The organism is Mesorhizobium sp. WSM2561, from assembly GCF_000513915.1.
Taxonomy (GTDB): domain Bacteria; phylum Pseudomonadota; class Alphaproteobacteria; order Rhizobiales; family Rhizobiaceae; genus Mesorhizobium; species Mesorhizobium muleiense.
In genome coordinates this window covers 205736-225469 of sequence record NZ_AZUX01000002.1, presented here as the reverse complement: position 1 = coordinate 225469, position 19734 = coordinate 205736, and the positions used below count along the sequence as shown (strand labels likewise).

At 64.0% G+C, this 19734-nt stretch carries 16 protein-coding genes; 5 read left to right on the top strand and 11 right to left on the bottom strand.

Going from position 1 to position 19734, the window contains the following annotated elements; translation table 11 throughout:
- Nucleotides 1–144: 144 nt before the first annotated feature.
- From M727_RS0104170 to M727_RS0104155, 4 genes are all read right to left on the bottom strand, one after another.
- Nucleotides 145–1143 (bottom strand): ABC transporter ATP-binding protein, encoded by a 999-nt coding sequence (locus M727_RS0104170; protein ID WP_027151615.1) that lies wholly within the window; start codon nucleotides 1141–1143, stop codon nucleotides 145–147.
- Nucleotides 1144–1329: 186 nt separating this feature from the next.
- On the bottom strand, nucleotides 1330–2481 hold the full coding sequence (locus M727_RS0104165; protein WP_027151614.1) for an ABC transporter substrate-binding protein: 1152 nt from the start codon (nucleotides 2479–2481) through the stop codon (nucleotides 1330–1332).
- Nucleotides 2482–2607: 126 nt separating this feature from the next.
- Entirely contained in the window at nucleotides 2608–3534 is a 927-nt protein-coding gene (locus tag M727_RS0104160) for a LysR substrate-binding domain-containing protein (protein ID WP_023802869.1), read from the bottom strand.
- Nucleotides 3535–3610: 76 nt separating this feature from the next.
- Nucleotides 3611–4384: a DeoR/GlpR family DNA-binding transcription regulator gene (locus M727_RS0104155; RefSeq protein ID WP_027151613.1), complete on the bottom strand. Its 774-nt coding sequence runs from the start codon at nucleotides 4382–4384 to the stop codon at nucleotides 3611–3613.
- 426 nt (nucleotides 4385–4810) lie between these two features.
- On the opposite strand from M727_RS0104155, the gene M727_RS0104150 reads away from it, so the two are divergent.
- Together M727_RS0104150 and M727_RS0104145 are read left to right on the top strand one after the other, a co-directional pair.
- On the top strand, nucleotides 4811–5695 hold the full coding sequence (locus tag M727_RS0104150; protein ID WP_027151612.1) for a phosphotransferase family protein: 885 nt from the start codon (nucleotides 4811–4813) through the stop codon (nucleotides 5693–5695).
- A complete protein-coding gene (locus tag M727_RS0104145; RefSeq protein WP_027151611.1) occupies nucleotides 5692–8145 on the top strand; it encodes an FAD-dependent oxidoreductase in 2454 nt (817 codons plus the stop codon). The genes M727_RS0104150 and M727_RS0104145 overlap by 4 nt, the downstream gene beginning before the upstream one ends.
- Before the next feature lie 115 nt (nucleotides 8146–8260).
- Here M727_RS0104145 and M727_RS0104140 read toward each other — a convergent pair whose 3' ends face one another.
- Nucleotides 8261–8893, bottom strand: coding sequence for a class I SAM-dependent methyltransferase (locus M727_RS0104140; RefSeq protein WP_023802865.1), 633 nt, complete (start codon nucleotides 8891–8893; stop codon nucleotides 8261–8263).
- Between the two features lie 158 nt (nucleotides 8894–9051).
- Between M727_RS0104140 and M727_RS0104135 the strand changes: the two genes are divergently transcribed.
- On the top strand, nucleotides 9052–9954 hold the full coding sequence (locus tag M727_RS0104135; protein ID WP_027151610.1) for a phosphotransferase family protein: 903 nt from the start codon (nucleotides 9052–9054) through the stop codon (nucleotides 9952–9954).
- A 41-nt stretch (nucleotides 9955–9995) separates the two neighbouring features.
- On the opposite strand, the gene M727_RS0104130 is transcribed toward M727_RS0104135, so the two are convergent.
- The 4 genes from M727_RS0104130 to ilvD form a co-directional block, all read right to left on the bottom strand.
- Nucleotides 9996–10916, bottom strand: a complete 921-nt coding sequence (locus M727_RS0104130) for a DMT family transporter (protein WP_027151609.1) — start codon at nucleotides 10914–10916, stop codon at nucleotides 9996–9998.
- A gap of 140 nt (nucleotides 10917–11056) precedes the next feature.
- Complete coding sequence (locus M727_RS0104125; RefSeq protein WP_027151608.1) at nucleotides 11057–11311, bottom strand: hypothetical protein; 255 nt, start codon at nucleotides 11309–11311, stop codon at nucleotides 11057–11059.
- A gap of 46 nt (nucleotides 11312–11357) precedes the next feature.
- On the bottom strand, nucleotides 11358–12668 hold the full coding sequence (locus tag M727_RS0104120; protein WP_027151607.1) for an amidohydrolase family protein: 1311 nt from the start codon (nucleotides 12666–12668) through the stop codon (nucleotides 11358–11360).
- 28 nt (nucleotides 12669–12696) lie between these two features.
- A complete protein-coding gene (gene ilvD / locus M727_RS0104115) occupies nucleotides 12697–14541 on the bottom strand; it encodes a dihydroxy-acid dehydratase (RefSeq protein ID WP_027151606.1) in 1845 nt (614 codons plus the stop codon).
- Between the two features lie 277 nt (nucleotides 14542–14818).
- On the opposite strand from ilvD, the gene M727_RS0104110 reads away from it, so the two are divergent.
- Nucleotides 14819–15292, top strand: coding sequence for a VOC family protein (locus M727_RS0104110; RefSeq protein WP_027151605.1), 474 nt, complete (start codon nucleotides 14819–14821; stop codon nucleotides 15290–15292).
- Nucleotides 15293–15465: 173 nt separating this feature from the next.
- On the opposite strand, the gene M727_RS0104105 is transcribed toward M727_RS0104110, so the two are convergent.
- The gene (locus M727_RS0104105) at nucleotides 15466–17058 is read right to left on the bottom strand and encodes a peptide chain release factor 3 (protein ID WP_027151604.1); all 1593 of its coding nucleotides are present in this window, start codon (nucleotides 17056–17058) and stop codon (nucleotides 15466–15468) included.
- 136 nt (nucleotides 17059–17194) lie between these two features.
- Here M727_RS0104105 and M727_RS0104100 point away from each other — a divergent pair, with 136 nt between their 5' ends.
- Nucleotides 17195–18271, top strand: coding sequence for an FAD-binding oxidoreductase (locus tag M727_RS0104100; protein WP_027151603.1), 1077 nt, complete (start codon nucleotides 17195–17197; stop codon nucleotides 18269–18271).
- On the opposite strand, the gene M727_RS0104095 is transcribed toward M727_RS0104100, so the two are convergent.
- Entirely contained in the window at nucleotides 18265–19638 is a 1374-nt protein-coding gene (locus M727_RS0104095; protein ID WP_027151602.1) for an amidase, read from the bottom strand. The genes M727_RS0104100 and M727_RS0104095 overlap by 7 nt on opposite strands.
- Between the last annotated feature and the right edge of the window lie 96 nt (nucleotides 19639–19734).

Sequence of the window (19734 nt, the reverse complement as noted above, 5' to 3'; positions counted from 1 at the left end):
GCGCCTTTTCTGCAACGTTGAGGATTGGCGAAATTGGTCGCGACAGCCGATCTCCCCCCTCGTGGGGGAGATGTCCGGCAGGACAGAGGGGGGCGCCGTAGAGCGCCTTGCCTCGGCTATTAGCGACAGTTGCCGACAGCGCCATCATCCCGGCTCGTCCATCAGGTGCAAATGCTCGCGGTTGAAGGTGAGCACGACCGCCTCGCCTTCCCTGGGCAATGTGGCCCCGGCCGGCACGATCGCATGCAGCCTCAACCCGTCGGCGTCGAGCGCCAGTCTGGTCGTGGCGCCGAGATAATTGGTCGAGACGAGACGGGCGGCAACGCCGTCGCCCTTGGCGGCACGGCCGATGCGAATGGATTCGGGGCGCAGGCTGCCCCAGCGATGCTGGCCGGAATAGCGCTGGACAAAATCCGGCGGCAGCACATTGGACGAGCCGACGAAATCGGCGACGAAGCGCGTCTTCGGCCGCTGGTAGATGTCCTCCGGCGTGCCGATCTGCATGACCTTGCCGTCGTTGAAGACGGCGACGCGGTCGGCCATCGACAGCGCCTCGCCCTGATCGTGGGTGACGAAGACGAAGGTGATGCCGAGCGCCTTCTGCAGCGACTTCAGTTCCTCCTGCATGTTTTCGCGCAGCTTGAGGTCGAGCGCACCAAGCGGCTCGTCGAGCAGAAGCACCTTCGGCTGGTTGACCAGGGCGCGGGCGAGCGCGACGCGCTGGCGCTGGCCGCCGGAAAGCTGGCTCGGGCGGCGGGCGCCGTAACCGGGAAGCCGGACCAGCGACAATGCTTCCTCGGCGGCCTTCTGCCGCTCCAGCTTGCCGACACCCTTGACCATCAGCCCGTAGGCGACGTTGTCGAGCACGTTCAGATGCGGGAACAGCGCGTAGTCCTGGAAGACGGTGTTGACGTTGCGGCGATAGGGCGGAACGCCTTCGGCGCGTTCGCCGAAAATGGAGATCGAGCCCGATGTCGGCTGCTCGAAGCCGGCGATCAGACGCAGGCAGGTCGTCTTGCCGGAACCCGAAGGTCCAAGCATGGCGAAGAACTCGCCCGGCACGATGTCGAGATCGACCATGTCGACGGCGCGCACATTGCCGAAATGGCGCGAGACTTTTTGGAAGGAAACGGCTGATGTCATGGGCTGTCCTGATCTGCCAGGCTCGTCAATTCAGGCGACAGCGCTGGCCCTCATCCGCCTGCCGGCACCTTCTCCCCGTAGGGACGGGGAGAAGGGGCCAGCCGCAACGCTCGCGATCCCCTCTCCCCGTTGTTCACGGGAAGGGGGTAAGGGGCAGCGCCAACTTGCGAGCAATGCGAAACGAACTCACCGTCCGCCGATGACGCCGATATAGTCCGACACCCAGCGATAGTAAGGCACGCACTGGTCCTGGGTGGCGCATTTCGACACCGGCGTCTTCCAGAACTTGATCTTTTCGAAATTGTCGTAGCCGTTGGTCTTGCAGCCTTCGTCGCCGAGCAATTCGTTGCCCTTGCAGGCAGCCGGCACCACCGGCAGCGAACCGAACCAGGCGGAGACATCGCCCTGCACTTTCGGCGACAGCGAGTGCTCCATCCACATATAGGCGCAGTTCGGGTGGGCTGCGTCGGCTGCCAGCATGGTCGTGTCGGCCCAGCCGGTGACGCCTTCCTGGGGGATGGTCGAAGCGACCGGCTTCTTGGCAGCAACCAGCGTGTTGACCTGATAGGGCCATGAACCGGAGGCAACGACGCCTTCGTTCTGGAAGTCGTCGACCTGGATGGCGGCGTCATGCCAGTAGCGTCCGACCAGCGTGCGCTGGACGCGCAGCAGATCGAGGGCGGCCTTGTACTGATCTTCGGTCAGCTCGTAGGGATCCTTGATGCCGAGCTCCGGCTTGTGGGACATCAGATAGCTGGCGGCATCGGCGATGTGGATCGGCCCGTCATAGGCCTGGACGCGGCCCTTGTTCGACTTGCCGTCGGGCAAGGTCATCTCCTCGAAGACGACGTTCCAGCTCTTCGGCGCTTCCTTGAACACCTCGGTGTTGTACATCAGCACGTTCGGCCCCCACTGGTAGGGGGCGCCGTAGTGGACGCCGCCGACCGTGAACCACGGCGCATCCTTCAGCCGGTCGTCGACCGTGTTCCAGCTCGGGATCAGATCGGTGTTGATCGGCTGGACCCGCTTGCCGGCGACAAGGCGCAACGACGCGTCGCCCGAGGCGGTGACGAGGTCGAAGCCGCCCTCGTTCATCAGCGCGACCATCTCGTCGGAGGTGTTGGCGGTCTTGATGTTGACCTTGCAGCCTGTGTTCTTCTCGAAAGACGTGACCCAATCATAGTTCTTGTCGGTTTCGCCGCGTTCGATGTAGCCGGGCCAGGCGACAATGTTGACTTGGCCTTCGCCCTTGCCGAGTTCCTTAACCTGGGCGATCGCCTGGCCGGAGAAGGCCAGCGCGACCGTCAATGCAGTGCATGACTTCAGGAATGAATTCATCGTCGATCTCCCATCTGAGGGGCCGCACTCTCGCGGCGGCTTTGCTCCCTGATCATGAAGGTGCTGTGAAATTTCCGGTTTCGCAAATTCATTTATCAGAAAGGCGATATCGGTTTTTCCGATAGATCAGCGGCCGTTCTTGTCCGGCCGCTGACGAACCATGCGCTGCGACTGGGCAAGCCCGATGAAGTCGCGCGCGGCCTGCGGCAGGCCGGAGCCGCGCCGCCAGACCGTGCCGACCTGGACAACCGGCAACGAGCCCGAAATATCGCGCGATTCGATGCGGTCGCCTTCCAGCGACCATGGCCGGTAGACGAGATCCGGCAGCAGCGCCACGCCGGCGCCGGTGGCGACGAGGCTGCGCACCGCTTCGACCGAGCGGGTGCGGAAGGCGACATGCGGCTTGGCGGCGATCGCCGCCAGCAATTTTCCGGTATTCTCTTCGATCTCGTCGACGGTCAGCATGATCAGCGGCTCCGACGCGATGTCGCTGATGCCGATGATGTCGGCGCTGGACAGCGGATGGCCAAGCGGCAGCCATAGCCGGTAGGGCGAGACTTCGAGAATTTCCGATTGCAGGGCGGTGCGGTCGCGCAGGTTCGAGGTGACCATGACGGCGATGTCGAGCTTGCCGCCGACCAGCAGATGTTCGAGGTAGTCGCCATTGTCCTCGATGGCCGAGATCTCGACGCCCGGATAGGCGCGGCGATAGCGGGCAAGAAGGTCGGACAGCACATAGCCGGCGACCAGCGAGGTGACGCCGAGTTGCAGCCGGCCGCCAGCCGCCGCTTGCTCGCCGGAGAAGGCGCGGCGCGCATCGGAAACATCGGCAAGGATCTTTGTCGCGTGGCGCAGGAACTGGTGGCCCTTGTGGGTGATGTTGAGGCCGCGCGGATGGCGCTCGAACAGTTCGACGCCGAGATCGCCTTCGAGCTCCTTGATCGCCTCGGTGACCGACGATTGCGAGATGGACAGGTTTTGGGCGGCGCCAGACACGGTGCCTTGCTCGGCGACGGCGATGAAGAACTGCAATTGGCGGATGGTGAAGGCCATGGCCGGACTAAACACCGGGACGGCAAGGAAGAAAAGCCGCCGATCCCAGGCTCACCGCATTACTGCTCTGGCCAGGTCAGGTCCCGCTTTCGCTGCCGGCAATGCTGAGCCGTGCGCCAGCCTGGGCAAGCGCTGCGGCGATGGCGTGCGGCGGCGGCCGATCGGTGACGAGTTCGGAAAAACCGTCGAGGCCGCAGACCTGGACCAGGCCCTGGCGGCCGAACTTGGTGTGGTCGGTGATGACGAGCGAGCGCTGGCCGCGCGACAGCACCATGCGGGCGAATTCCGCCTCGTCCAGATCATAGTCCATCACGCCGGTGACGGCATCGACCGCGCCGGTGGAGATCACAGCGTGGCTGACGGAAAAGCGGCTGACGAATGCAATGGCCGAGACGCCGAAGGCAGCGCCCGAATCGCTGCGCAGTTCGCCGCCGGCCATATAGACCTTGTTGCCGTTGACGGTGGCCAGCGTGCGGGCGATGTCGGAGGAGTTGGTGACCACCGTCAACCGCCGGTGACCGAGCAGTTCGCGGGCCAGGAAAGAGGTCGTGGTGCCGGTGTCGAGCATGATCGCTTCGCCGTCGCGGATGGTGGCGGCAACCATGCGGGCGATGGCGCGCTTGGCATCGGCATTCTCGCGCATACGCCGCTCGAACGGCGCCTCGCCGGCCATCGATGGCAGGCCGACGGCGCCATGCATCTTCAGGATCGAACCGTCACTGGTCAGCGGCTTGACGTCGCGGCGCACGGTCTCCAGCGAGACGCCCAGCCGGTCGGCCAGACTGGCGATGGTGACTGTGCCTTCCTCATGGAGGAGACGCAGGATTTCGCCATGCCGCTTCGAGGGCATCGGTCTCACCCAATCGGTTTGTTGCGCTACTGACCGCTTCTAAGGCAAATCGGCCACAGTTTACAAGAAATCCTTGTGATTTCGGGCAAAAAGCCACAAGTTGTCGTTGACAAGCCGGATCACATGGCGCGACACTGGCTTGTGACAGGCTTCGGAACTGCCACGGGAGAACGATGGCAGAGCCGCACCAAAATTCGCCTGCCCGAACGTCCGGGAAATCGTCTGACGTAAGGGAAAAGGACTTTTTTGAATCCGCGGGGGCGGATGCCGGAGTCAAAGAACCCGGCACTGGGGCTCGTCGGTGCGGTGCGGGATACCGATCCCGGGATCCCGCACCGACGAGGACTTCGCATTGCTCCCTCCTGCCGGCCGCCCTCTTTGCGTCGCCCGCGACGCCTTGAACCCCGCGCAACGAGGGATTCACCTGTGACCACCGAGGACCGCATCCGCGCCCTGCCCTGCTGGACCGGCAGCGTCGAGATCGCGCCGCTGCCGGGCGGCCTGAGCAACGCCAACTATCTGGTCAAGGACGCCGCCGGGCGGCATGTCGTGCGCTTTGGCCAGGACTTTCCGTTCCATCACGTCTTTCGCGAGCGCGAGGTGATGACCGCGCGCGCGGCGCATGCCGCCGGCTTCGCGCCTGCCGTCCGCCATTCCGAGCCCGGCATCCTGGTAACGGAATTTCTCGGCGCCAAGACTTTTGTCGCCGAGGACGTCCGCGCCAATATCGACCGCGTCGCCGCCCTGATGCGCGGCTTCCATCGCGAGATGCCCAATCATGTCTCCGGCGCCGGCTTCATGTTCTGGGTATTCCATGTCATCCGCGACTATGCGCGCACGCTGGAGGAAGCCGACAGCCGCATGCGAAGCGAGTTGCCGCGGCTGCTGGCGCTTGCAGACGAGCTCGAACGGGCGCAGAAATTGCTGCCGATCGTCTTCGGTCATAATGACCTTCTGCCGGCTAATATTCTCGATGACGGCCACAGGCTGTGGCTGATCGATTTCGAATATGCCGGCTTCAACACGGCGATGTTCGACCTCGCCGGCGTTGCCTCGAACGCCACCATGAACGACGAGGAGTCCTTCGCCTTCCTGACCGCCTATTTCATGAAGGAGCCGGACGAGGCGATCCGCCGCTCGCATGCGGCCATGCAATGCGCATCGCTGTTGCGCGAGGCGATGTGGAGCATGGTTTCCGAACTTTATCTCGACGCGCCCGGCATCGACTACGTCGCCTATACCGACGAAAACCTGACGCGGCTCGATGCCGCGCTGGAAAACTACAGAACAAAATACGGACAGATATCATGACCTTGCCCGCCTACGCCGAGATCGTCGTCATCGGCGGCGGCATAATCGGCTGTTCGACGGCTTATCATCTGGCGCGTGACCACAAGGCCGATGTCGTGCTCCTGGAACAGGGCAAACTGACTTCGGGCTCGACATGGCATGCGGCGGGGCTGGTCGGTCAATTGCGGTCTTCGGCCTCGATCACCCGCGTGCTCAAATATTCGGTCGATCTCTACAAGGGGCTGGAAGCCGAAACCGGGCTGGCCACCGGCTGGAAGATGACAGGGTGCCTCAGGCTCGCCACCAATGCCGACCGTTGGATCGAGTACAAGAGGTTGGCGACGACGGCGAAAAGCTTTGGCATGGATATGCAGTTGCTGTCACCGGCCGAGGTCAAGGCGATGTGGCCGCTGCTGGCAACCGGCGATCTCGTCGGCGCCAACTGGCTGCCGACCGACGGCCAGGCAAACCCTTCCGACATCACGCAGTCGCTGGCCAAAGGCGCGCGCATGCATGGCGCCAGGCTGTTCGAGGATGTCCGCGTCACCGGCTTGGACATGCAGGAGGACCGTATCACAACGGTAAAGACCAACAGGGGCGATATCGCCTGCGACAAGGTGGTGAACTGTGCCGGGCAATGGGCGCGGCAGGTGGGAGCGCTAGCCGGCATCAACGTGCCGCTGCAGCCGGTGAAGCACCAGTACATCGTCACCGAAAGAATAGACGGGTTGGCGACCGATGCGCCGACGATCCGCGACCCCGACCGCCGCATTTATTTCAAGGAGGAGGTCGGCGGGCTGGTGATGGGCGGCTATGAGCCGAACCCGCAAGCCTGGACGACCGATCTTCCCGGCGGCGATGTCCCTGACGACTGGCAGTTCCGGCTGTTCGACGACGATTACGATCATTTCGAGCAGCATATGAACCAGGCAATCACGCGGGTTCCGGCGCTCGAAACCGTCGGCGTCAAGCAGATGATCAACGGGCCGGAGAGCTTCACGCCGGACGGCAATTTCATTCTCGGCGTGGCACCCGAATGCGCCAACATGTTCGTCGGCGCCGGCTTCAACGCCTTCGGCATCGCGGCAGGCGGCGGCGCCGGCTGGGTGCTGGCGCAGTGGGTCGTCGACGGCGAGGCGCCACTCGACCTGTGGGTGGTCGATATCAGGCGCTTTTCCGACCTGCACCGCGACCGGCAATGGGTCCGCGACCGCACGCTGGAAGCCTATGGCAAGCACTATACGATCGGCTTCCCGCATGAAGAGTATGCCACGGGCCGGCCACGGATCGTGTCGCCACTCTATGAACGGCTGCAAAAGCACCGCGCCGTGTTCGGCTCCAAGCTCGGTTGGGAGCGGCCGAACTGGTTTGCGCCCGAAGGCGTCGAGCCGAACGACATCTATTCGATGGGCCGGCAGAACTGGTTTTCGCCGGTCGGCGACGAGCACCGGCACGTGCGCGAACACGTGGGCATCTTCGACCAATCGTCCTTCGCCAAATACGAAATGACCGGTGCGGATGCGCTGAAGGCGCTCGACTGGATCTGCGCCAACGACGTCGCCAAGCCGGTCGGCCGGCTGACCTACACGCAGCTTCTCAACACGCGCGGCGGCATCGAGGCCGACCTGACCGTGGCGCGGCTCGGCGAAGACCGATTCTACATCGTCACCGGCACCGGCTTTAGGACGCATGACTTCTCGTGGATCGGCGACCATGTCGGCAACGAGCTCGACGTGACGCTCACCGATGTCACCGAGGATTTCGGCACGCTGTCGCTGATGGGGCCGCGGGCCCGCGACGTGCTGGATGCGGTGACCGATGCGGACGTGTCGAACACCGCTTTCCCGTTCGGACACGTGCGGGAAATCTCCATCGCCGGCACCACAGTTAGGGCGCTGCGCGTCACCTATGTCGGCGAGCTCGGCTGGGAGCTGCATGTGCCGATCGCGGCGACGGGCGAAATCTTCGACGCTCTGATGGCGGCGGGCGAGGAGCACAGCATCCGCCCGGTCGGCTACAGGGCGCTGGAATCGCTGCGGCTGGAAAAAGGCTACCGCGCCTGGGGCTCCGACATCACGCCCAACGACACGCCGCAGGAGGCCGGCCTTGGCTGGGCGGTGAAGCTTCGCAAGAACACAGATTTTCTCGGGCGGCGGGCGCTGGAAGAGATCGGCGGCGCGGTTCTGAAAAAACGCTTTGCCGGCTTCACCGTCGACGATTGCGAGATCGTGCTGCTCGGGCGCGAAACGATCCTGCGCAACAGCGAGCCGGTCGGCTACCTGACCAGCGGCGGCTATGGCTACACGGTCGGAAAGAACATCGGCTACGGCTATGTGCGCAACGCCGACGGCGTCAGCGACGATTTCCTCACCTGCGGCGACTACGAGCTGGTGGTGGCTATGGAGCGGACGCCGGCAAAAATCCATCTCGAGCCGCTTTACGACCCGGCCGGAGAAAGGATCAGAGCCTAAAGCGCGTCGCGTCTGAACGGATTCATGCGAGGCGCTTTAAGTTCTTGTTTCTATGCATGTCGTTATCGCAAAACCGCTGCGCACTTTTGCGCGACATGCATAAGAGCCGGGATGGTCAGTTCACGCGCAGAACGAGACCGCGGCTGGGCACGGTGTCGGCCTCGCCCGGCATGGAGACATAGGGCGATGTCTCCTCGGCGCGCGTGACGACGCCCTTCGCCTCGAGGTCGGCTATCCCTGCGGAAAAGCCGGCGTCCCACAGGGTGTTCTTGACTGTCAGCACGATTATCCCGCCCGGCCGGCAGATGCGGATCAGTTCGTCCAGCCCCTCAGCGCCGACATGGCCCGAGGTGAAGACGCCGGCCGATATGATGCCGGCATAGGCATCATCCGCGAAGGGCAGCGGGCCGCCGAGCGCCAGGCAGTGAAGCGCCGAATAGACGCCCTTGCGCGCTGCCTGGGCCAGCATGCCTTCGGAAATGTCGAGCGCCTCGACCTGCGGATAGCCCGCGATCTTCAGCCACTCGCCGATGAGCCCGGTGCCGGCACCGGCATCGAGGAGCGGTGCCGCGCCGCGCGGAAGGTGGCGGGCAAGCAGGGCAAGGCAGATGGTCGGATGGCGATAACCGGCCGCCGACATGTCGGCGTCGTAGGTGTCGGACCAGCGGTCGTAGAGCGCCGCCACCTCCTCTGGCCGCTTCGCTGCATAGGCCGCGGCGAGCGCGCCTTTGTTTTTCCTGTCCGCCATTACAGTCTCGTCCGCAAATCAAAGCGCCGCAGCGTTCTTAGCGCGTCCTACAGGAACGCACGGCGCTGGAGTGAACCGCATGCAAGCGATGATAGCCAAACGGCGAAATTTGTGGAACCGTCGTCACCACAAATAGACGCGAAAAGAGGGCAGAAGCGATGGTGGACGAGGAAGCACGCGCGGCGCTTGCAGCCATTCCGGCGCTGGCCGGCTACGAGGGACCGCTGGAGCGGCTGGGTGGCCTCACCAACCTCGTCTTCAGGGCTGGAGATGCCTGCCTGCGGATTCCCGGCAAGGGCACGCAGGAGTATATCAACCGCGCCAACGAGGCGGTGGCGGCGCGGGAGGCAGCGATGGCCGGCGTCAGCCCCGAGCTGCTGCATGTCGACGGCGAGACAGGCGTGTTGGTGACGCGCTTCATCGCGGGCGCCGAGACGATGTCGCCGGATAAATTCAAGACCCGGCCGGGCAGTCCGGCGCGTGCCGGCAAAGCCTTCCGCAGATTGCATACATCCGGCGCGGTGTTTCCCTTCCGCTTCGAGCTGTTTGCGATGATCGACGACTACCTGAAGGTGCTGTCGACCAAGGACGTCGCCCTGCCTGCCGGTTACCACGACGTCGTTATCGAGGCGGAAACCGTGCGCTCGGCGCTTGCCGCGCATCCCCTGCCTCTCGTCGCCTGCCACTGCGATCCGCTGTGCGAAAATTTTCTCGATACGGGCGACAGGATGTGGATCGTCGACTGGGAATATTCCGGCATGAACGACCCGCTTTGGGATCTCGGCGACCTCAGCGTCGAAGGCCAGTTTGATACGGCGCAGGAGGACGAGATGATGGGCGCCTATTTCGGTGGCGAGCCGACGCCGGCGGAGCGCGGCCGCATCGTCATCTACAAGGCGATGTGCGATCTCTTGTGGACGCTGTGGGGACTGATCCAGCTTGCCAACAGCAATCCGGCCGACGATTTCCGCGCCTATGCCGACGGTCGCTTTTCACGCTGCAGGGCGCTGATGGAGACGGCCGACTTCTCAACGCATCTGGCGGCGGTGCGCGCCGGGTAAGTGCCAAAACTCTGAACCTTAAGGCACCAGAAATCTGGACCCTAGTTGACACCTTTCGGCACGTTTTCGGGCGGCACCGTGTCGACCACTTTCTGGCGATGGAAGATGAGCAGGCCGGCCAGCACGATGATGCCCGAGCCGATCAGGATGCGCGGGCCGGGCATGTCGCCGAAGAAGGCCAGCCCGAAGATGACGGCCCACAGCAGCAGGCTGTAATGCAGCGGCGCCAGCGTCGACGCCGGCGCCAGCTTCAGCGCCCTGGTGATCATCAGATGCGCGCCGCAGGAGACGATGCCAAGAAGCAGCATGGCGCCGAAATCGAGCGAGGACGGCGTCTGCCAGTTGCCGATGGTGAGAACCCCGCCGACCAGCAGCGTGCCGATGGTTTGCCAGGTAACGAGCGAGGTGTCGCTGGTGCCGCGCAACCGCCGGTTGAGGATGATGGCGAAGGCGAATGAAATGCTTCCGGCCAGCGCGAAGGTCGATGACAGCGAAAACGCGGCCGAGGACGGTTCGAGCATGATCAGCACACCGCAGAACCCGACCAGAATCGCCATCCAGCGGCGCCAGCCGACCTTTTCGCCAAGCAGCAGGTGGGACAGCGCCGCCACGTAGATCGGCCCCGCCATATAGAAGCTCATGACGTCGGCGAGCGGCAGATAGACGACGGCGGCGTAGAACAGCGCCGTGTCAAGCGTCGTCATGACGACGCGCAAGACCTGCAGTTCCAGGCGCTCCATGCGGAACAGCCTGGCCGCGCCTTGACGCGCGATCATCGGACCGAGCACGAAAAAGGCGCCGATGGAACGGATCAGCACGACCTGGCCGACGGAAAAGCTGGCGACCAGCCATTTACCCATCGCATCATTCAATGCAAACAGGAAATCGCCGGCCAGCATTAGCAGAATGCCAGCCAAAAGCACGTTCCTGATCGTCGAATTATGGGCTGTTGGCTCTGCCATGCCGATGTCGCTTCCTCCCGCATGAAAGCCCGGTGAGCAGCGTCGTAGACGCAAGCGGCCGCTTTGACGAGCGGAAATCGGGAAGCCGGCCAGACCAGGGACCGGAAATCGGCTGGGCCTGTACGGACGATCGCAACGGCCTACATTGGCCGTGGCCGAATGATAACCGGACGATAGATCACCGGCCGATCCCAGGGATCGAAGACCGACGCGCTTCTGAGCTCGGCGCGGCGCGCCAGATCGATGCGCTGCAGACATTCGGCGAAGGCATCATTCTTCCTGACGAAGCCGTAGGAACGGCATTTCGCCTCATCCGCCGCACGACGATCGTCGGCCGTCATGCAGCCTGCACAAGTGGCCGCCAACGCGACCACCATCGCCGTCTTGTGCCACATGGTTTCCTCCTCGGCATAAAACTGGAGGTTGATTGTAGACTTGCGGTCAGGACCTATCAATCTGATCGATGGAGTTTTGAGACGGGCGATGCCTGCGGTTCACTGTTGCCGGCCGTCCGGCGATCGAGAGCCGTGTTTCCTGCCTGGCCCGCTCGGCCACCACCCTGCCCCTGGCGATGACGCAGAGGCGCTCGGGGCGCAGGCGCAAGGCCTCGACCGGGTCGCCGGCATCAAGGACGACGAGGCTGGCGCGCTTGCCGACCGCCAGGCCGAGATGGTCGAGGCCCATGATGGCGGCGTTGACGTTGGTGACCATGTCGAAGCAGCGCGCCATGTCGGCCGGGCTCGACATCTGGGCGACGTGAAGGCCCATGAAGGCGACGTCGAGCATGTCGGCGGTGCCCAGCGAATACCAGGGGTCGAGCACGCAATCCTGGCCCCAGCCGACGCGGATGCCGTGGGCAAGCATTTCCTTGACCCGCGTCAGGCCGCGGCGTTTGGGGAATGTGTCGTGGCGGCCCTGCAGCATGATGTTGATCAGCGGATTGGGGATTGCCGAGACGCCTGCCTCGGCGATCAGCGGCAACAGCTTCGAGACATAGTAATTGTCCATCGAGTGCATCGACGTAAGATGCGAGCCGGCGACCCTGCCCTGCAGGCCGAGGCGTTGCGTCTCATAGGCCAGTTGTTCGATATGGCGCGACAGCGGATCATCGGTCTCGTCGCAATGCAGGTCGACCATGAGGCCGCGTTCTGCCGCGATTTCGCACAGTTCCGTCACCGAACGCGTGCCGTCGGCCATGGTGCGCTCGAAATGCGGAATACCGCCGACGATGTCGACACCCATGTTGAGCGCGCGGATGGTGTTATCACGCGCCGTCGGCGAGCGATAAAACCCATCCTGCGGGAAGGCGACCAGTTGCAGGTCGATATAGGGCGCGACGGTCTTCTTCACATCGAGCAGGGCTTCGACCGCCAGCAGCCTGGTATCGCAAACATCGACATGGCTGCGGATGGCGAGCAGGCCCATGGTGACAGCCCAGTCGCAATAGGCGAGCGCGCGGTCGCGCACCGCTTCGTGCGTCAACAGCGGCTTCAGTTCGCCCCACAGCGAGATGCCTTCGAGCAGCGTGCCCGACACGTTGATGCGCGGGATGCCTAGCGAGAGCGTGGCGTCCATGTGAAAATGCGGATCGACGAAGGGCGGCGAGATCAGATTGCCATGGGCGTCGATCGCCGTGCCCGCGCCAGCGTTCAGCTCCGGCTCGATGGCCGCGATCGTCTCGCCGATGATGCCAATATCGGCGATCCTGCCGTCGGGCAGCGTGCCGCCGCGGACGATAAGGTCGAAATCCATCTACCGTCATCCCTTTGAAGAAGCGAACCTATTCCGGCACATGCCTTACCGCACCCTTTGCAGCACTGGTCGCCAGCGAGGCGTAGGCGCGCAAGGCCATCGTCACCTTGCGCTTGCGCTTTTCCTCGGGCTTCCAGGCGGCGTCTCCCTTGGCCTCCATCGCGGCGCGGCGGGCGGCCAGTTCGGCATCGTCGACGGCAAGCCGGATGGTGCGGTTCGGGATATCGATCTCGATCGTGTCGCCCTCATGCACCAGCCCGATCAGCCCGCCTTCCGCCGCCTCGGGAGAGGCATGGCCGATCGACAGGCCGGAGGTGCCGCCGGAGAAGCGGCCATCGGTGACCAGCGCGCAGGCCTTGCCGAGGCCCTTCGACTTCAAATAGCTGGTCGGGTAGAGCATTTCCTGCATGCCGGGGCCGCCGCGCGGCCCTTCGTAGCGGATGACGACGACATCGCCGGCCTTGATCTCGTTGGACAGGATCGCCTTGACGCTGGCATCCTGGCTTTCGAACACCCGGGCCGGGCCGGTGAATTTCAGGATCGATTCATCGACGCCCGCGGTCTTCACGATGCAGCCGTCGAGCGCCAGGTTGCCTTTCAGCACGGCAAGGCCACCGTCCTTGGAAAAAGGATATTGGGCCGAGCGGATGACACCCTTCTCCCGGTCGAGATCGAGTTCGTCCCAGCGGCAATCCTGGCTGAAGGCGACCTGCGTCGGCACGCCGCCCGGGGCCGCCAGAAAGAAGTCGCGGACATTCTGGCTTGACGTGCGCGAGATATCCCAATGGTCGAGCGCTTCGCCGAGAGTTGCGGTGTGCACGGTCGGCAGGTCGCGGTTGATCAGTCCGGCGTTATCGAGCTGGCCAAGGATCGCCATGATGCCGCCGGCGCGGTGGACGTCTTCCATGTGCACATCCGCCTTGGCGGGGGCAACCTTGCATAGCACCGGCACCTTGCGTGACAGCGCGTCAATGTCGTCCTGACCGAAATCGATCTCGCCTTCATGCGCGGCAGCCAGGATGTGCAGCACGGTGTTGGTCGAGCCGCCCATGGCGATGTCGAGCGTCATGGCGTTCTCGAAGGCTCCCTTCGAGGCGATGCTGCGCGGCAGCGCGGTGTCGTCGTCCTGCTCGTAGTAGCGCTGCGCGAGATCGACGATCAGGTGGCCGGCCTCGACGAACAGCCGCCTGCGGTCGACGTGCGTCGCCAACGTGGAACCGTTGCCGGGCAGCGAAAGGCCGAGCGCCTCGGTCAGGCAATTCATCGAATTGGCGGTGAACATGCCCGAGCAGGAGCCGCAGGTCGGGCAGGCCGAGCGCTCGATGGTCTTGACGTCCTCGTCGGAGATCTTGTCGTCGGCAGCCGCGACCATGGCGTCGACCAGATCGAGCGCCTGCGTCTTGCCGGCAAGCACCACCTTGCCGGCCTCCATCGGGCCGCCGGAGACGAAGACGGTCGGGATGTTGAGACGCAGCGACGCCATCAGCATGCCCGGCGTGATCTTGTCGCAATTCGAGATGCAGACCATGGCGTCGGCGCAGTGGGCGTTGACCATATATTCGACCGAGTCGGCGATCAGCTCGCGCGAAGGCAGCGAATAGAGCATGCCGTCATGACCCATGGCGATGCCGTCGTCGACAGCGATGGTGTTGAACTCCTTGGCGACGCCGCCGGCCTTCTCGATCTCGCGGGCGACCAGTTGGCCGAGATCCTTGAGATGGACGTGGCCCGGAACGAACTGGGTGAAGGAATTGACGACAGCGATGATCGGCTTGCCGAAATCGGAATCCTTCATGCCGGTGGCGCGCCACAGGCCGCGGGCGCCGGCCATGTTACGGCCATGGGTGGTGGTGCGGGAACGGTAGGCGGGCATTAAACTGTCCTTGCTGTTTTCGTCGCGTCCGAACAGGGGCGGAAAACCGGAATTGAGCGGCGTTATATACGCCACCGTCTGGTCTGGCCACGTTTTTGCGATGCGCCGGGATCTTGAGCCAAAGACGGCAAGCCGGTCCAGGCAGTAAAAAGAGACAGAGGTGCTGTCGGATCGTGTTTTGTTTGAGCGTCCTTGGGCAGACGGCGGCGACCGCATCAATCGCCAGCCGGCCGTTGGACGCGTGAAAACAAGCCAAAACAGCCCGAGGAGCAAGAAAATGCAAAAGATCACCCCCTGCCTGTGGTTCGACGACCAGGCCGAGGAGGCCATGAACCATTACATCTCCATTTTCAAGAACTCGAAGGTGCTGAGCGTGATGCGCTGGCCCAAGGGCAGCGGCGATAATGAGGGCAAGGTGCTGGTGACCTATTTCGAGCTCGACGGCGTGCAGTTCCAGGCGCTCAACGGCGGGCCGCAATTCAAGTTCACCGAGGCAGTCTCGCTGTCCATCGACTGCAAGACGCAGGAGGAGGTCGACTATTTCTGGGAAAGGCTCATCGAGGGCGGTGGCGAGCCCAGCCAGTGCAGCTGGCTGAAGGACAAATTCGGCGTCTCCTGGCAGGTCGTGCCGGAGCAATTGCCTAGGCTGCTGCAGGACCCCGACACGGAAAAGGCCGGCCGCGTCATGCAGGCGATGATGCAGATGTCCAAGATCGACATCGCCAAGATCGAGGAGGCAGCCAGGGGGTGAGCGGAAGACGACCGATCTTCCCTTCTCCCCTTGTGGGACAAGGTGGATCGGCGCGCAGCGCCGAGACGGTTGAGGGGTGTTGGACAGAATGAGACGTCGGTGTTCCCTGGAACACCCCTCATCCGTCGCCTTCGGCGACACCTTCTCCCACAAGGGGAGAAGGTGAAGAGTGCTCAGGCTGCCTTGTCGCGGACCTGGTAATCCTTGACCGCCGCAAAACGGATCGCCTTCCAGCGCTCGGCCTCGTAGTTGAGCGAGAAGGCGTGCTGGGCGAGGAACACCGGATCGTTGTCGAGGTCGCGGGCGATGTCGCCGCGATGCGCCTCGATGAAGCGATGCACCTCGGCCTTGTCGTCGGCCGATATCCAGCGGCAGACGGAAAAGCGCGACATCTCGAAATCGACCGGCAGCGTGTATTCGATATTCAGCCGCTCCTTCAGCACGTCGAGCTGCAGCGCACCGACGACGCCGACGATTGCCGGCGAGCCGTCTTCTGGCGAGAACAGTTGCACGACGCCTTCCTCGGCCATCTGGTGCAGCGCCTCCTTCAGCTTCTTGGCCTTCATCGCGTCGCCGAGGCGGACGCGGCGCAGGATTTCCGGCGCGAAATTCGGCACGCCGCGGAACAGTATCTCCTCGCCCTCGGTCAGCGTGTCGCCGATGCGCAGCGTGCCGTGGTTGGGGATGCCGACGACGTCGCCGGCAAAGGCCTCGTCGGCGGTGACGCGGGTGCGGGCGAAGAAAAATTGCGGCGCCGACAGGCTCATCGGTTTTCCCGTGCGCACCAGCTTGGCTTTCATGCCGCGCTCAAGCTTGCCCGAGCAGACGCGGACGAAGGCGATGCGGTCGCGGTGGTTGGGATCCATGTTGGCCTGGATCTTGAAGACGAAGGAGGTCATCCTATCCTCGGTCGCCTCGACTTTGCGGGTGTCGGCTTCTTGCGCGCGCGGCGGCGGTCCGTAGGCGCCAAGCGCCTCGATCAGGTCGCGCACGCCGTAGTTGCGCAGCGCCGAACCGAAATAGACCGGCGTCAGATGGCCCTCGCGGAACGCACCGATGTCGAGCGGACGGCAGGCTTCGCGCGCCAGCTCCAGTTCCTCGATGAAAGCCTCGCGCTCGTTCTTCGGCAACAGGCCGGCGACGCGGTTGGAGTCGGGACCATTGACCGGCGTGCGTTCTTTCTCCGCGTCGCCCTTGCGCACGGCGTTCAGCGCCAGATGATAGGTGCCGGAAAAGGTCTTGCCGCGGCCGATCGGCCAGGTGATCGGTGCGGTGTCCAGCGCCAGCTTCTGCTCGATCTCGTCGAGAATCTCGAACGGATCGCGGCTTTCGCGATCCATCTTGTTGACGAAGGTGATGATCGGGATGTCGCGCAGCCGGCAGACCTCGAACAGTTTTAGCGTGCGCGGCTCGATACCCTTGGCGGCGTCGATGACCATGACCGCCGCATCGACTGCCGACAGCGTGCGATAGGTATCGTCGGCGAAATCCTCGTGACCGGGCGTGTCGAGCAGGTTGAAGACATTGTCCTCATACTCGAAGGTCATCACCGAGGTGACGACCGAAATGCCGCGCTCGCGCTCGATCTTCATCCAGTCCGACCGGGTCTGGATGCGATCCTTCTTGGCCTTGACCTCGCCGGCAAGCTGGATGGCGCCGCCGAACAAAAGCAGCTTTTCGGTCAGCGTCGTCTTGCCGGCGTCCGGATGCGCGATGATCGCGAAAGTGCGGCGGCGCGCCACCGCGTTCGTGATGTCTTCAGCCAATTTATGGAATCCCATGTGGTGCGCGGGCTTCTAGCAGCGCTTTTGCAGCCTGTCGAACAAATTTGGGCGATTGCCCGGCCTTGAGATAGGTCCGCCGCAATGGCATCAACAGAGGCGGTTCGATAAAGGTCCATCCATGAGCGCAGCCAAGCACGTCATCGTCGTCGGAGCCGGCATCATCGGCGCGTCCATCGGCTGGCATCTGGCGAAGGCTGGCGCGAACGTGACGATCATTGCCGACAGCGGCGCCGGCAGTGTCGCCACGCCGAATTCCTTTGCCTGGATCAATGCCAGTTGGGGCAATCCAGAGCCGTATTTCCGGCTGCGTACCCGTTCGATGGCCGAATGGACGCGGCTTGCCCATGACGTGCCCGGCATTCCGCTCGCCTGGTGCGGCGGCCTGTGCTGGGACCTGCCGCCGGCCGAACTTGAGGCCTATGCCGCCGAGCATTCCGCCTGGGGCTACGGGATCGAGCGCGTCGACCGCGTGAGAGCCGCACGTATAGAGCCCAATTTGACCGAGCTTCCCGACTTCGCCCTTCACGTTGCTGAGGAGGGCGTGGCCGAACCGGTCGCGGCCACGCAGACGCTGCTGGCCGACGCCGAGCGGCTTGGTGCGCGGGTGATTACCGGCACGACAGTCACCGCGCTGATACAGACCAATGGCAGGATTGGCGGCGTCGATACGTCAGGCGGACGGATTGTCGCCGACGAGGTGGTGATCGCGGCCGGCGCCGGCTCTGCGGCAATTGCGGCAACGGCCGGGCTAAAACTGCCGATCGAGACGCCGCCCGGCCTGATCGTCCATTCACGCCCGTACGAAAAGCTGCTCAACGGCCTGGTGATCGGCGACCGGCTGCACATGCGCCAGACTGCCGAGGGCCGCATCATCGCCGGCTCGGATTTCGGCGGCGCCGATCCGGGCATGGAAGCCGAAGCCACAGCCCGAGAGTTGTATGCGTCGATGAAAACCATGCTGCGCGGCGCCGACCGGCTGGAACTGGATTTTCACACCGTCGGCTATCGGCCGACGCCGATCGACGGCTTTCCGATCATCGGACGGGCTCAAGACGTGAGCGGCCTCTATGTCGCGGTCATGCATTCCGGCATCACGCTGGCGCCTGCCGTCGGCCTGTTCGCCGGCCGGGAAATACTGGACGACGCGCGCGATCCGCTACTTGAGCCCTACAGGCTGACTCGGTTTGCTCAATAGCCGGGCGGACGGCGAAAACCGCCGCTCAGCGGCGCTATCGCCCTGGCGATGCCAAGCAGCCGCGATTCTGACCAGCGACGGCCGACCAGCTGCAGGCCGATGGGCAGGCCGTCGCGGTCCTGCCCGCAGGGCATCGACAGTGCCGGGTGGCCGCTGTAGTTGAACACCGCGCCATAGGCTGGCAGCAGCCAGTAGCTCTGCTCCCTGTCATCGACCTTGATTGGTGTTCCCGGCTCGCAATGCGGAAAGGCCGTGGTCATGGCGACGGGGCAAAGCAAGACATCGCAACCTTCGAAAAACCGGTCCCAGGCAAGGATTGACTGGTCGCGGCGGGCGAGCGCTTCGAACCAGCGCGAGACCGGTGTCGGTTCTTCTGGCGGCTCCGGCTGCGCAGCCTCCAGCATCATGCCGATCAGCGCGCCGCCTTGCGTCAGATCGTCATGCAGGTCGAGCGTCGGCAGTCTTGCTTCCTCGACGGCTGCCCCCGCAGACTTGAGTTGCTCGGCCAGACTTTCGACCGCGGCCCTGATCTCGCCGGCCACTGGAAAACCCGGAAAGGCCGGCGCGAAAGCGATGCGCAGGGACTTGAGATTGACCTCAGGCATGTCCTCGACCAGCACCGGGGCAAGGTCGGTGTCGCTGCCATCCGGTCCTGCAATGAGCCTCAGGATCAGCGCCAGATCTTCGACGTAGCGGGCCAGCGGACCGATGCAGGACATCAGCCGTACGCCGCGCGGTACGCCACCGGGATCGGGAAAAGCGCCGGCCAGGGAGACGCGATGCTCGGTCGGCTTGAGGCCGTAGACGCCGCAGAAGGCTGCCGGCAGGCGGATCGAATCCTGCATGTCGGTGCCGAGTTCGAATGGCGTCATGCCCGCGCAAAGTGCTGCCGCCGCTCCCCCGCTGGAACCGCCGGCGGTGCGCGATAGATCCCACGGATTACTGGTGCGGCCGAACAGCGGGTTGTTCGACTGCCAGTCGCCCAGCATCGTTGCGACATTTGTCTTGCCGACGAGCACGCTGCCGGCCGCCTTCAACCTGAGGACGACCGGGCTGTCTTTTCTCGCCACATTGTCGGCAAAAGGCGGGAAGCCGACCGTCGTCTTCATCCCCAGTGTTTCGTGAGTGTCCTTCAGCGTGAACGGCACGCCGTGCAGCGGCCCGAGAGCGTCGCCGCGCGCCTGCGCTTCGTCGGCCTTCTTCGCGCGAGCGCGAGCCCCTTCCCTGTCGAGCGTGACGACCGCGTTGACCGCCTCATTGTGCCTGTCGATCTCAGCCAAATGCGCGTCCAGCGCTTCCACAGCGGAAATCTTGCGGTCGCGAATCGCGGCGGCGAGTTCGATAGTCGAGGAAAAGACGAGGTCCATGACCAATGCTCCGGCTTGCTAGCGGCGCCAGCCTCACCAAATGGCGGGCTACGGCGCGTCTTCAAGCCGAGTTCAGCATTCGAGGACAGGTGGTGC